General features: G+C 74.6%; 12 protein-coding genes. 8 read left to right on the top strand and 4 right to left on the bottom strand.

Annotated elements, in window-relative coordinates:
- Positions 1-31: 31 nt before the first annotated feature.
- Positions 32-2,749 carry a LuxR C-terminal-related transcriptional regulator gene (locus ACFV4N_RS20160; protein ID WP_499674082.1) on the bottom strand — a complete coding sequence of 906 codons (2,718 nt, stop codon included), beginning with the start codon at positions 2,747-2,749 and terminating at the stop codon, positions 32-34.
- An 870-nt stretch (positions 2,750-3,619) separates the two neighbouring features.
- Entirely contained in the window at positions 3,620-4,405 is a 786-nt protein-coding gene (locus ACFV4N_RS20155) for an SDR family oxidoreductase (RefSeq protein WP_499674081.1), read from the bottom strand.
- A gap of 101 nt (positions 4,406-4,506) precedes the next feature.
- Here ACFV4N_RS20155 and ACFV4N_RS20150 point away from each other — a divergent pair, with 101 nt between their 5' ends.
- The 3 genes from ACFV4N_RS20150 to ACFV4N_RS20140 all read left to right on the top strand — a co-directional run bounded on the left by ACFV4N_RS20150 (position 4,507) and on the right by ACFV4N_RS20140 (position 6,697).
- On the top strand, positions 4,507-5,367 hold the full coding sequence (locus ACFV4N_RS20150) for a helix-turn-helix transcriptional regulator (protein ID WP_499674080.1): 861 nt from the start codon (positions 4,507-4,509) through the stop codon (positions 5,365-5,367).
- A 43-nt stretch (positions 5,368-5,410) separates the two neighbouring features.
- Positions 5,411-5,896, top strand: coding sequence for a YybH family protein (locus ACFV4N_RS20145; protein ID WP_499674079.1), 486 nt, complete (start codon positions 5,411-5,413; stop codon positions 5,894-5,896).
- An 87-nt stretch (positions 5,897-5,983) separates the two neighbouring features.
- Positions 5,984-6,697, top strand: coding sequence for a hypothetical protein (locus ACFV4N_RS20140; RefSeq protein ID WP_499674078.1), 714 nt, complete (start codon positions 5,984-5,986; stop codon positions 6,695-6,697).
- 150 nt (positions 6,698-6,847) lie between these two features.
- On the opposite strand, the gene ACFV4N_RS20135 is transcribed toward ACFV4N_RS20140, so the two are convergent.
- Complete coding sequence (locus ACFV4N_RS20135) at positions 6,848-7,639, bottom strand: GNAT family N-acetyltransferase (protein WP_499674096.1); 792 nt, start codon at positions 7,637-7,639, stop codon at positions 6,848-6,850.
- A gap of 14 nt (positions 7,640-7,653) precedes the next feature.
- Positions 7,654-8,211, bottom strand: a complete 558-nt coding sequence (locus ACFV4N_RS20130; RefSeq protein WP_499674077.1) for a hypothetical protein — start codon at positions 8,209-8,211, stop codon at positions 7,654-7,656.
- A gap of 92 nt (positions 8,212-8,303) precedes the next feature.
- Here ACFV4N_RS20130 and ACFV4N_RS20125 point away from each other — a divergent pair, with 92 nt between their 5' ends.
- The 5 genes from ACFV4N_RS20125 to ACFV4N_RS20105 form a co-directional block, all read left to right on the top strand.
- Positions 8,304-8,669 (top strand): hypothetical protein, encoded by a 366-nt coding sequence (locus ACFV4N_RS20125; protein WP_499674076.1) that lies wholly within the window; start codon positions 8,304-8,306, stop codon positions 8,667-8,669.
- Positions 8,670-8,847: 178 nt separating this feature from the next.
- Complete coding sequence (locus tag ACFV4N_RS20120) at positions 8,848-9,417, top strand: DUF488 domain-containing protein (RefSeq protein WP_499674075.1); 570 nt, start codon at positions 8,848-8,850, stop codon at positions 9,415-9,417.
- Positions 9,418-9,519: 102 nt separating this feature from the next.
- Entirely contained in the window at positions 9,520-9,909 is a 390-nt protein-coding gene (locus tag ACFV4N_RS20115; RefSeq protein ID WP_499674074.1) for a hypothetical protein, read from the top strand.
- The gene (locus ACFV4N_RS20110; protein ID WP_499674073.1) at positions 9,899-12,403 is read left to right on the top strand and encodes a M48 family metalloprotease; all 2,505 of its coding nucleotides are present in this window, start codon (positions 9,899-9,901) and stop codon (positions 12,401-12,403) included. Before ACFV4N_RS20115 ends, ACFV4N_RS20110 begins: the two co-directional genes overlap by 11 nt.
- Positions 12,404-13,029: 626 nt before the next feature.
- Positions 13,030-13,737, top strand: a 708-nt coding sequence (locus ACFV4N_RS20105; protein ID WP_499674072.1) for a glycosyltransferase family protein, incomplete at its 3' end; no start/stop codon positions are given.

The raw sequence follows: 13,737 nt of genomic DNA, 5'->3' as shown, positions 1-13,737 counted from the left end.
TGGCTCTTTCTGCTCGACGGTGGTGCGCGGGTCACCCGCGGGCTTGGAACGCCCGCGAGCCGGTGCCCGCCCGCGGGGACAGGTGGGGTGGCAGGTCCGCCCGGCTGCGCACGCCCAGCTTGCGGTAGACCCGGGTCAGGTGCTGCTCGACGGTGCTGACGGTGATGTAGAGGATCCCGCTGATCTCGCGGTTGGTGTGGCCCTTGGCGGCGAGTTCGGCCACGCGCAGCTCCGACTCGCTCAGGGCGGACCGCCCGTCGCCGCCGCCCCCGTCGCCCCAGTCGACGGGTATGGGCACGGCGCCGGAGTAGGACGCCTTGGTCTCGGCCGCCGCGACCTTGGCCAGCCCGCGCGCCTCGCCGTGCTCGCCCAGGGCGTCGAGCGCGTCGCTGAGGTCGGACAGGGCGCGGGCCAGCTCCACCCGGTCGCCCGCCCGCCGCAGGTGCCGCACCGCCTCGCGCAGCAGCCCCGGCCGCTCGGCGGGCTCGGCGGTCGCCGCGAGGACCCGCAGCGACGCGCCGCGGGTGCGCCGGTCGCCCGCGGGCAGCCGCATCTGCTGGTGGACCAGCTCGCGGGCCACCTCCGGGCGGCCCAGCGCCAGGTTGGCCTCGGCCAGGCCGCACCGCCACGGCGCGAGCACCGGCAGGTCGACGCCCCACTCCCGCATCCGCGTGCCGCAGTTCTGGAAGTCGCTGATCGCGGCGAGCACCCGCCCGGCGGCGAGGTTGCCGTGGCCGCGCGCGTGCAGGTAGCGCAGGCCGGCGACGGTGGCGAACATGGCGTCGGGCACGTGCAGCCGCATCACGTCGGCGACCACGCGGTGGCGGCCCAGCGCGGTGTTCGCCTCCAGCAGCACGGCCAGCGGGTAGCCGATGGACAGGCCCCAGCCCGGGTGCGGCAGCAGCCCCAGCGCCAGGTCGGCGCGCGCGGCGGCGAGCACCACCTCGCCGCGCCGCAGCGCGATGTCGGCCCGGACGACCTCCAGGATCGCCTGCCAGGTCACCGCGCCGCCGCGGTCGGCCTCGGCGGCGAGCCGGTCGCACCACCGCTCGGCCCGCTGGGCGCGCCCGCCGTGCACCAGGATCAGCAGCGAGGTGAGCACGACCTCCAGCGACATGTCGCCGAGCCGGCAGCTCCGCAGGATCTGCTCGGCGCTGGCGACGGCGTCGGGGTGGAACTCCGTGGTCCAGAACGTGCCGACGGCCTGTGCCGCGGCCACCCACGGGTCCGCGTCGGCCACCACGTCGGAGGCCACGGCGGTCGCCGGGCCCAGGCCGTGGAACCACTGGCAGATGATCCGCAGCTCGGCCGCGCTCTGCGCGTCCAGCATGCCGGGGTCGTCGTTCAGCACGGCGAGCGCGCGCACCGCCGTGGCCTCGTCGCCGATCCACAGGGCGTGCTGCACGACGGTCATGGCGTCCCGGCCGCGCAGCCGGCCCGCCCACATCGCCTCGTGCATGGGTTCCATGTGCACGACGGCGGCGGCCGGGTTGACCCGCCACAGCGCCCGGACCAGGACGCTGACGATGCCCAACCGCTCGTCCCGCTCGACCACCGGCAGCGCGGGTTCGAGGTAGCGCACGGCGGCGGCCACGTCGTCGCCCACGAGCGCCTGCTCGGCGGCGGTGCGCAGCACGGCCACCGGCCAGCCCGGCGCCACCCGGTCCGCGGCCACGAGGTGGTCGGCGACCACGTCCGCCGCCGCGCCGCGCTGGTAGAGCAGTTCGGCGGCGCGGGCGTGCAACCGCGACCGCTCGGCGCCCGGCGTGCTGTCGAGGACCACCGACGCCGCGCCGGGGTGGCGGAAGCCGCCGTCGAGCAGCAGGCCGGCGGCGGTGAGCACCTCGACCGCCTGCTCGACGGCCTCGGGCGTGGTGCCGGCCAGCCTGCCCAGCAGGACCGGGGTCCGCTCCTCGCCCAGCACGGCGATGGCGCGGGCGACCTCGGGCAACCCGGCCTCCCAGCGGTGCAGGCACTCCAGCACCGCCCGCCCGAACGCGGGGCCGACCCGGTCGGGTCCGGTCTCGTGCCCGGCCTCCAGGTCCTCGACCATGGCGCGGACCAGCATCGGGTTGCCGCCGGTGAGGGCGTGCCAGGCGGTCGCCATCGCGGCGGGGTCGGGCACCCGGTCGCCCAGCAGGTCGGCCACCCCCTCCGGCCCCAGCGGGGCGAGCCGGACGCGGTGGTGCGGCCGGCGGGTCAGCTCGGCGTGGAACAGCGGCAGCGTCGGCTGCGGCTGCTCCCACTCGGCGAGCACGACGAGCACCCGCGCGGACCTCATCCGCCGCCGCAGGTAGAGGACGAACTGCAGCGAGGAGCTGTCGGCGAACTGCACGTCGTCCACGCACAGCACGACCGGGCGTTCCCGCGACAATTCGAGCAGAATTCCGCACAATTCATGAACGGGCCGGACGTGGGAATGGTGGATGGTCCGCACGTCCGAGCCGGGTTCGTCCACGTTCACCGCTATCGGCGTGATGAGGTGGGAAACGCGGTCCGCTATTTCCGGCGGCAACCCGGCGCCGTGGAACAACTGGTCGATGACCCCGGCCTGCAGCGAGCGCTCGGCGGGCGCGCCGGTCGCGGTGAGCAGCATCGCGCCCGTCGTGGCGGCATGCCGCTGGAACCGCTGGAGCAGTTCGGTCTTCCCGCTGGCCAGGCCACCCCTGACCAGGGCGAGCCTGCCCGCGCCCGCCGAGCACTCGGCGAGCAGGCCGGCCAGCACCGTGAAGGCGTCACCGTGGTCCATCGGCACCAACTGTCCTGTTCCCTCCAGCGCAACGACCGGTGGTCTTTTTGCGACAGCACCTCCCCGAGAGACGCTTTATAGCACGGTTTGCGGCCTTGTCCACCAGCGCGAACCCCGTTTCCGGTAACGACAGCTGAACAAGTTCGACGACGCAGCGCGCGCTTCGGATCCACGTAACCCGAAATACCTCAACGGAGGTCTTGACAGGGACGAACGGCCCAACGGGGCACGGCCGAACAGCCGATCGGGCGCGGACGAGGGGCGCGCCCGCCGCGGGCCGGCGCAGGCGACGGGCGCGCCCGCCGCGGCGTCCACACCGGACCCGCTCCCGATCCACACCGGACCGCTCTCCGGTCCACTCCGGACCGGCCGGCGACCTGCCGGGAATCCGCTCGACCGACGAATCGCCGACGCGAATCGGACATATCCACCCGGTGCCCACCGGGTGGTCCTCGCCAATCCCGGCACCGGCACGACCGACCGCCGCGACTCCCCGGCGAAGTGCTCCTCCGACAACGGCGATACAGGCATTCTTCCTCTGGCGGCTTCGAGTGGCGCGGACTGCCCTCGACGGCGACGCACGCCGGCGAACCGGGACCCCGGCGCGCTCCCCGTGGCGCCCCGCGAACCCCTGCGCCGCATGCTATGGAGGAACACCGGCCGGCGATGTGGTGCGAACGGACCACAACCACGACGGCCGGCGAGCCGGTCGCCCCCTCCCGGCCCGCCGCCGCCCCTTGCCAGCCCGCTGCCGCCCCCTGCCGGCCCCCTGCCGGCTCGCTGCCGGGGTCGCCCCGTCCCGGCCCGCCGTCGCCCCCCTGCCGCCCCCCTGCCGCCCCTCTGCCGCCCCTCTGCCGGGGTCGCCCCGGCTCAGCCGAGCTGCGTGGGCACGACGGTCAGCTCGGCGATGTTGACCCGGGCCGGCACCGCCACCGAGAACGTGATGGCCTCGGCCACGTCCTCCGCGGTGATGGTCGTGATGGCCGACCGCATCCCCTCCAGCCCGGCCCGGGTGGCCTCGTGCGCCATGTCGGCGCCGAGTTCCGTGACCGCGAACGCCGGGTCGACGGACCGCACCCGCACGCCGCGGGGTCCGAGCGAGGCGCGCAGGTTGCGGGTCAGCTGGGTGACCGCCGCCTTGGTCGCGCCGTAGACCGGGTAGTCGGCGAAGACGACCTCCGCCGCGATCGAGCCGAGGTGCACCAGGTCCGCGGGCCGGCCGTCCCCGGCCGCGTCGAGCAGGTCCGCGACGAACGCCCGGCCGGTCGCCAGCAGGCCCCGCACGTTCACGTCGATCATCCGGTCCCACTCGGCCGGGTCCGCCGCGTCGAAGGGCGCCCCGAGCATGATCCCCGCGTTGGCGACGACCAGGTCCGGCCGGCCCAGGTCGCCGCGGATCGCCTCGGCGGCGGCGGCCAGCGCGGCCGGGTCCGTCACGTCGACCGCGACCGGCAGGACGTCCACCGCGCCCTCCTCCCGCAGGGTCCGGGCGAGGTCGTCCAGCAGCCGGGCCCGCCGGCCGAGCAGGGCCACCGCCGCGCCGGCGGCGGCGAAGCGGCGCGCGGTCGCGGCGCCGATCCCGGCGCTCGCCCCGGTGACCACCGCGACCCGGCCGGCGAGCAGTCCGACGGGGTTGTGCGCGAAGTTGTCGTTCATGGGACCGATCGTGTCCGGTCCGCCGGCGTCCATCCAGGACGGACTTATCCTGGGTGTGGCACTACCAGGAAACCGCCCGCGCGCGCGGTTACCGTCGTGGTGTGGACAACAGCAACCCCCTGGGCGAGTTCCTCCGCGCCCGGCGGGAGATGACGGACCCGGCCACGGCCGGGCTGCCCCGGTCGGGCCGACGCCGGACACCGGGCCTGCGGCGCGAGGAGGTCGCCCACCTGTCCGGCGTCAGCGCGGACTACTACGCCCGGCTGGAACAGGGGCGGGAGCAGCACCCCTCCGCGCAGGTGGTGCGCGCCCTGGCCCGCGCCCTCGGCCTGGGCCCCGAGGCGTCGGCGCACCTGCACCAGTTGGCGCGGACGGCCCACGTCCCCGCGCGGCGGGGCGGCGGCACGCGGGTCGCCCCGGGCCTGCTGCGCCTGGTGGACGGCTGGCTGCGCACGCCCGCGCTCGTGCTCGACCGCCGGCTGGACGTGCTGGCCGGCAACCGCCTCGGGCGCGCGCTGTTCGCCGCGATGCTGGAACCGGGTGAGACCAACCTGGTCCGGTTCACCTTCCTCGACCCGGCCGCCCGGCGCTTCTACCCCGACTGGGAGCGGGTCGCCCGGTCCGGGCTCGCGGCCCTGCGCGCGAACAGCGGCGACCTGGTGGACGACCCCCGGCTCACGGAACTGATCGGCGAGCTGTCCCTCAAGAGCCCGGAGTTCCGCGAGCTGTGGGCGCGGCACGACGTGCGGGGCAAGGCCCGCGAGGCCAAGTCCTTCGACCACCACCAGGTCGGCGGGCTGACCCTGACCTACGACTCGTTCACCGTCGACGACGCGCCGGACCAGCAGCTCGTCGTGTACCAGGCGGAGCCGGGCAGCGCGTCGGAGCAGGCCCTCGCCCTGCTCGGCACGGTGGCCGCCGACCTGCCCGCCTCACCGGTCGTGCCGGCAGGCAGGGTGTGACGCACCCTCCCTGCGCCCGGCCCACGCCCTTAGCGTCGAAGTCGTGAACGACGAACAACTGATCGCGGACCTGCACACCCGGTGGGTGTTCGGCTGGGAGCGCCACGAGGGCGACGCGCCGTTCGACTTCCGGCGCGCCTTCGGCGGGTTCTACGACTTCGACTCCCCGGACGTCCGCCTCTACGACGACTTCGACCCCGAGCAGCGCGTGGCGACGACCGCCGCCGGCTACGGTTCCATCTGGGAACCCCACTTCCACGGGATGACCTCGGCGCGCCACGCCGTGGACGACGGCCCCCACGTCGTCGCCGGCCAGGACCTGGCCGCGTCCACCCTCACGTTCGTGGCGCGCATCACCACGCCCGACGCCGTCACGGACATCCGCACCACGACGTCACTGGTGTGGCGCCGCACCCCGGACGGCTGGCGGATCGTGCGGGAGCACAACTCGACCAAGCTCCTGCCCGCAGGTGTCCTGGACGATGTGCTGCCAGCCCGGCACAAGCCTCTTCGGGCGGCATACGAATAATGCGGTTGCCCAACGGTCGGTGCGATCTAGCATTGGCCGCTCCGGCGGCCGAGGTGCCGTCAGCTTCCTCACCGCCCCGGAGAGCGAATGACGCACACGCGCAACTCGACCGGCCAAGTTCACGGCAACGCCGTGCAGATAGGCGCTGCCACCGGTGGCGTGCACGTGTACCAAGGCCCGGTCGATCCACCTCCGCGCCACCCGAGCACTTCGGGAACGGTCCCCGCCCACGGCCCCTGGTACTTCGTCATGGGGTGGAGCCTGGGTGATCGGTTGTCGCTGATGCCCGGACACGGCTCGCAAAGTGTCACGTGGCGTGAGCTCGTTGAGGCCATGTCGGCCGTCGGCTTCACCGAAGCCGACTTCGCGGCGGCGTCCGCCGCCACGCGGCAGTTGGCCGAACAGCTGTCACCGGACCGCGACCGGCCACTGAGCCAGGCCGACCGGGACGCGGTGGTGACGACCCACATCAACGCCTTCCACGACTTGCAACGGCGCATCGAACGGCGGGCGGACCACCACGAGCACATGTGGTTCACGATCGGGCACCTCACCACGGACATCCGCAAGTCCCGCACCTTGCACGACAAGGGCTACACCGAGCCGACCGGACGCTTCTCCGGCCCGGTCCTCCAGTCGCACAACACCCTCACCCGCCTCGCTGCGGCGGCGGACCTACCACCCACCGTCCAGGTGATGATCGAGTTGTTCCTCGCCGCAGTGGCGGAGGAAGCCGAACTGGAAGAGATCTACGACCGCGCGGACGCGGTGCACCGCGCCTGCACGGCCGGGCTGCGGTGAGCCCGCCGCAGGCGGTGTCGCGCAGACCACCCCCGCTAGTCAAGACCCGGACCGCGCTGTCCGAGCAGGACGCCGCCCACCCGGGACCGCCGGCCGAGGACCGCGCCCCGGTGAACGCCGGGAACGACGAGGTGGCGCCTCAGCGCGCGATCACGCCGACGGGTCGGCGGCGCGCGGGAAGGCGTGCTCGGTGAACCGCCCGCGGGCGGTGAAGCCGAGGCGGCGGTAGACCGGTTCGCCGTCGGCCGACGCCTGGAGGACGGCGGTGGTGGCGCCGGTGGCGCGGGCGGCGCGCAGGGCGGCCAGGGTGATCGCGCCGCCGTAGCCCCGGCGGCGGTCGGTGGCCAGGGTGGCGATGTTGTAGATGCCCGCGACGCCCGCGTGGGGGAACGCCTCGGCCGTGCACACCGGGCGCCCGTCCACGCGGCCGACCAGGTAGCGCGCGGGGGAGGACAGGGCGCGCGGGGCCGCGGCGGCGTAGAAGCGGCGCACGGTGGCGGCGGGCGGGTCCCAGTTGGCGGCGAGCACGGCGGCGAAGTCGTCCAGGTCCTCCGGGGTGGTCACCGGGCGGACCTCGAAGCCGTCCAGGGCTGGGACCGCGGGCAGGTCGGCCAGGTCGCGCCACATGCCGGTCTCGGAGTCCGACGCGGGCAGGCCGGCCGCCGCGAGGAGGTCGCCGAGGTCGCCGGGCGTGGAGGCGGGGCCGACCCACCAGGAGAACGGGCGACCGGTGGCCCGCACGGCGCGGATCGTCCGCTCGATGCGCCCGGCCGCGTCCTCCGGGCCGAAGCGGGCCGCCGCGACGAGGTTGAACGTGTCGTCGTCCAGCCCGCTGTCGGCGACGAGCAGGTCACCGGTGTCGGTGACGGTGGCGACCGGTGAACCCCGGTGCAGGTGGGCGGCGTGCTCGGCGAGGTTCCGGTCCATCGCCTCCTCGATCATCACGGGTGATCAGGTTACTGGAGGTGGGCGCGACCGACCCCGACGCGGACCTCGACGACGTCGGGGATCAGCGGCAGCGCGGCCAGCACCGCCTGCCGGACGCGGGGCAGCGCTTCGTCGTGGTCGCCCGGGTCGAGGTGCTCCTCCACCCGCGCGAGCAGGGCGCGGACGGCGCGCCCCAGGTCGTCGTGGGCGCTCGCCACGACCAGTGGCCGCACCTCCCGCAGTTCGCCGAGGGCCTGGGACAGCAACCGCGCCCGGGGCGGCTGCTCCAGCACCAGTGCGGCCAACCGCAGGATCCCGCGGCAGACCCGCAGTGCCGTCGCCGGCTCCAGCGGGCCCGGCGGGGCGCCGCGCCGGCCGCGCAGGCCGTCGATCCACGGCTCGATCGTCTCGCCCCGCCAGATCGGGCCGGAGGACAGCTCGGCGTCCGGTTCGGGCAACCCGTGGCTGCGCCTCTTGCGCCACACGGTGACGAGTTGGCGGTTCAACCCGAGCGCGTCGGCGATCTCCGTGATGCCGTAGAAGGCACGCCTGGGCCGCGCCTGCACCTGCCCGGTCCGCCCACTCACCCACCGAATCGTATCCCGAAGCGCCCCTTGCCCCCTGTGATGACGCCCATTACGTTGACCGCCGTTTGAGGTGACAGAGATGGAGAGATGAGATGACAGATTCGCGCGCAACCCGGACGTGCCGCGTCGTCAGCGGCTTCATCGCCTCCGCGGCGGCGGTCCTGACGACCGCGCTGCTCCCGGCCGGGACCGCGGCCGCCCAACCGCTCGACGCCGCGGCCGCGCCCGTGACGGCCCTGGCCTCCTGCTACGTCGGCCAGGTGCCCATCGTGCTCGACAACACCTGGGTCAGGCAGGGTCCCGGCCTCGGCTCCCCCGCCCTCTACACGCTGTACGTGGGCGCCGGCTTCCGCATCACCGCCGGCCCCATCGACAACGACGGGATCCGCTGGTGGAAGGGCCACGGCAACGGCCTGTCCGACGGCTGGACCCCGGAGTACAACCTCAGCTGCCGGTGACGCGCCCCGTCGCGCGGGGGTGACCACGGGAGCCGGGACCCCGCCAGGGGCCCCGGCTCCCGCCGCGAGCACACCGGAACACCGGAACGCCGGAACCCCGCCCGGCGCCGGCGCCCGCGACCGGCGGATGACGCGCCGAGCGCTGCCGTGCCGACCGGGAGCTGCTGCAATCAACACCGTGGACCACGACCGGAACGACCCCGCCGGACCTCAGCCCCCGTCCGGCCTCGTCACCTTCGGCCACGGCACCGCGGACCGGGGCGCGCTGGTGGAACTCCTCCGGGGCGCCGGGGTCACCGCCGTCGTGGACGTCAGGACCGCTCCGGGCAGCCGCCGCGACCCGGACCTGGCGCGGCAGCGGTTGGCCGAGTGGCTGCCCGAAGGGGGCATCGCCTACCGGTGGGAGCAGCGCCTGGGCGGCTTCCGCAAACCACCGCCGGACTCACCCGACGTGGTGTGGCGCAACACCTCGTTCCGCGGCTACGCCGCCCACACCCGCAGCGCGGAGTTCGTCGACGCGATGGACGTCCTCCTGCGCCAGGTGGGCGAGGAGCGCGCCGCGGTGATGTGCAGCGAGTCGGTGTGGTGGCGGTGCCACCGACGCCTGATCGCCGACTTCGCCGTCCTGGCGCGAGGCGTGCCCGCCCACCACCTGATGCACGACGGGCGCCTCACCGCGCACAGCCCGACGCCGGGCGCACGCCTGCGCGACGACGGCCTGCTCGTGTACGACGCGCCGGACCACTAGACCTCCCGGAGCCGGGCCGCGCAGCCGGGCGGGGTGCGCGGTCGAGCGCATTCGCCCCAACGGTCGAGTGACACTGTTGATCTGCCCCAGGAACATCGGGGGATGGATCGGGGGGACTTCGTCCACACCGTCGCGCGCGGGGTGGTCGCTGCCGTCGCGCCGGACGAGCTGGCGCTGTTCGAGCCGGTCAGCCGCGCCTACCTGCGCGACCCGGAGCGGGTGCCGGCACGGCGCGGCCGACCGGGCGAGGTGCTCGGGTCCGGCATCGACGTCGCCGTCGAGCTGGTCTCACCCGTGGCGCTCGCCGTCGCGGACGCCACCTACGACAGGCTGGTGGGCGAGACGGGCGAGGCCGCCGTCTGCGGGAGCGGCGGGCGGCTCGACGAGCTGCACGCACTGGCCGGCGAGCGGGCGTCGGCGCTCGGGCTGCCGGGGGACCGGGCGAAGCGGGTGGCCGACGCGCTGAGGGCCCACCTCGAACGTGAGAGCTGACCCCCCGCGGGTGCCGTCCGGCACGACGCTGCGCTTCGCCACCCTGGTGGTGCTGGCCATCGCGACCACGTTGCACGTCTTCGGCCAGTACGCCGCGACGTGGCCGCCCGCCACCTCGTTGGACTCCGCGCGGTGCCAGGTGCGCTCGGACCTCTACCTCACCTCGACGTACGCGGTCGACCCGGACGAGGCCAAGTGGGCCCGCTACCGCGACTGCATGTCCGCGTTCCTCGGGCCGCGGCTGGTGTGGCTGCTCGCGGGGCTCGTGCTGCTGTCCGCCGTCGCGCTGGTGATCTACTTCGCCTGGCCGCGCCGGCGGATCAGGCGGTCCCGGCTGGTGCCGCTGGAGGGCGCGCTCGCCGACGAGCTGCGCGACACCCTCGCCGAGCTGGTGGCGAAGGCGGGACTGCGCGAGGCCCCCGAGTTCGTGCTCGACCCGACCCGGTGGCGGGCCGGCGGCGTCGCGTTCGGCCACCACCGGCGCAAGGTCGTGTGCCTGGACGTGGGGCTCGTCTCGTTGCACCGGAGGGACCCCGAGTCGTTCCGCGCGATCGTGCTGCACGAGCTGGCGCACGTGCGCGACGACGTGACGACGACGTACGCGACCCTCGCGGTCTGGCGCGCTTTCCTGGTCGTGGTGCTGGCCCCGTACCTGCTGGTGCTGATCAACCCGATGCTGCTGTCGCGCACCCCGTGGCGGCTGCCGGACCTGTCCCTGCCGGGCACGGCCACCACCTGGGGCGTCGCGTGGCGGCTGGTGCTCCTGGTGGTGCTCGTCTACCTGGCGCGCACCGCGGTGCTGCGCTCGCGCGAGAAGCACGCCGACGCGATGGTGGTGCGGTGGACCGGTGTGGACGACCCGTACCGCAACCTGAGCCCCACCAGGAGCATCCGGCGGTGGATCGCCACGCACCCGACCCGGGCGGCCCGGCTGGCGGCCATGCGGGACCCCGACTCGCTGCTCCGCCCCGGTTTCTGGGAGACCCTGGCGAGCGCGCTGGCGGTGCAGGTCGCGTGGTGGCACGCCGTCGCCGGGCTGCGCGAGCTCACCTGGTACCGCGAGGGCAACGCGTCCTTCCTCGTCATGCGGGTCGCGTGGGCGCTCGCGGCGGCGGTGCTGGTGGGCGTCATCGCGTGGCGGGGCGCCGCCTCCCTGCGCGCGAGCGGACCGCGCCGGGGCGTGTTCGCGGTGCCGGGACTGGCGCTCGGCCTGGGGTTCGCGATCGGCGACCGCCTCGACGCCCAGAACGTCACGCCGATCACGCCGCTCGGTGCCGCCGCGCTGGCGTTGCTGGTGGTCACCACGCTGCTGGTGTGCTGCTGGGCCGGCCACTGCGCGACGCTCGCCCGCACCGGCCGGCACGGGGTCCTGATCGCGGCGGCGACGGCCGCGGTCTGCTTCGGCGTGCTCGGCTGGTTCGGCGAGGCCAGGGTGGCCGACGCGACCTGGCGCGAGGACCTGCGCCCGATGCTGGACCTGCTGCACGGCTACGCCGCGTCCACCGTGGACGCGGTGGTGCTCGACGCCGTGGCGATCCCCTTCACCCTCAACTTCAACCGGGTGCCGACCGCGGTCGCGCTCGTCCTGGTGTGGCTGGTGCCCCTGGTCCTGCGCCGGGAGCTGCCCCGGGTCGCGGTGCCGGTCGGCCTGGCGGGCGGCGTGGTGGCGTCGCTGGTGATCGTCGCGCTCGGGTCCGCGGACGACCCGTCCTCGGCGCTCGTGCTGACGGCGTGGGGGCTCCTGCTCACCGCCGCGGTGCAACTGGCGGTCGCGGTGGTCGTGGCGCGGCGGGCCGGCCGCGTCGACGCGTTGCTCGCCACGTGGCTCACCGGGCTCGTCGCGACGGGCGCCACCTGGTGGGCGCACCTCGACGGCACGCACGTCGACAGCGTGCTGGCCACGCGCCCGCACCAGGTGCTGCCGTTCCTCGGCACGGTCGCCGGGCTGGTCGGTGGCCTGGTCGCCTCGCGCCGGGTCGCCTCGCGCCGGGGTGCCGCCCGACCGGCGAAGCCGCTGGCCGTGGCGCTGATCGCGGTCGTGTCGGTGGGGGTCGTCTCGTGGTGGCCCGCCTCGGCGGGTGCGGCGCCCCTGCTGCCACCGCGGGTCACGGGCGAGGTCGACCGCGACGAAGCGGTCAACACGTGGATCTACGGTGACGGCTGGGACCGGTACAGCTCGGTCGTGACGACCAACAACGAGGTGTTCGAGGCGGTGACCGCCGAGGACCCCGTCGCGATCGCCCTCGCCTGCGACGCCCTGCTGCCGGTCCTGCGGGACGCCGGCGCGTTCCCCCCGCCACCGGAGGAACGCATCCGCTCCCACTGGACCTCGGCGCTGCGCTCGTTGGAGGACGGCGCACGCGCGTGCCTGCGGGTGTTCCGCGAGGGCCGCGAGGACGACGGCGTCATGGGCGCGCGATTCGTGAGCGGCCTCGAACAACTGGAGGCCGTGCGAACCCTGCTCGTCGAGGCCCAGCGACGCGCGCTCGACTGATGCCGGCCACCCGGGTCGACAGGTGCCATCGGGATACCGCATCGAATCGGCGCGCACCCGCAGGCGAGAACGGCGCCACCCCGGCCTGAGAATAGCGACGAACGCCTCTTCGGTTGTCGCCCGGAGGACCGGTCGGAGCCGACCGGCCGACGACCCGCCGCGGCGCATCCGGCTCAGCCCCCGCACCCCGACCGGACCAGCACCCTGCTCCGGACCGACCCGAAAACGCTGCTCAAGACCCCTCCCCCGGCCTGCGCGCACGACCACCTCGACGACCGCCCGGCACGGCCCGGCCCCGCCGGCGCCGGGTCGGCGCGACACCGGCCGGCGGCCGGGGCGGCACCCGCTCGAAGTCGCGTCCCACATAGTGGCGATAGGCGGCGGCGGTGGGGCGTTGACATCGATCGCGGTTCCCGGCACTCTTTGCGAGGCCGCCGGGGGCAGGCAGCGAACCCGGTTGTTCGGAATTGTCCCGAGTAACGTCGATCAATGCCCCCATCAGCGATGACGGGGAATGTGCAGCGTTTTCCGGCATCACCTGAACGTCGCATTACCCGAACGTCGGCGGTTCCTTTTTCCCTGCCCGGGTCGGCCTGGTCGTCTTCTTTCCACGGACCGGAGGTCTGATGCGCGTCGCCCTCCTCACCACGACTCAGCACGGTCACCTGAACCCGTACGTCCCGGTGGTCAACGCGCTCCGGAGCGCCGGTGGTGAGGTCTCGCTGCTGCTGTTGTCCGCGGACGGCGGCTCGCTCGACGAGCGGCGTCGCCAGGCTCTGGGCGAGGCGCGGGTGCACATGGTCGGCCAGGTCGAGATGGCGCCGTGGAGCGGCGACCCGGCGAAGATCGGCCCGATGCTCCGGTCCTCGCCAGTGGCGGACCTGACGGCCGACGCGCTCCGCGCGACGGCGCCCGACTTCGTGCTCGTCGACTCGCTGCCGGTCACGGCGTCGGCCATGGTCGGCGCACGGGCGTCCGGCGTGCCGTACGGGATGATCTGGGCCAACCTGGGCGGGGTCTGCCCGCGCGAGCACCGACGAGGTCGCTGGCCGTACGACGAGCAGGTCGGCGACTACCTGACCGGGCACGGGGTGCCGTGGTCGACCAAGACCCACTCGGCGCGTTCGCCGATCCTCAACCTGATGCCGACCATCCCCTCCCTCGTCGGGGACGACGCGGTCACCGACGACGGCGTGCGACTGGTCGGGTTGCCGGGTGCGGCGGGGCCCCGCGGCGACGAGGTCGCCTTCTCCGGCCTGGACCGGATCGACCCCGACCGCCCGGTCGTCTACGTCTCCTTCGGCACGATCTTCTACCGGCGGCCGGACCTGCTG

Origin of the sequence: Actinosynnema sp. NPDC059797 (genome assembly GCF_042732085.1) — a bacterium.
In the GTDB taxonomy this organism is placed as follows: domain Bacteria; phylum Actinomycetota; class Actinomycetes; order Mycobacteriales; family Pseudonocardiaceae; genus Actinosynnema.
This window is presented reverse-complemented; position numbering and strand designations above follow the sequence as displayed.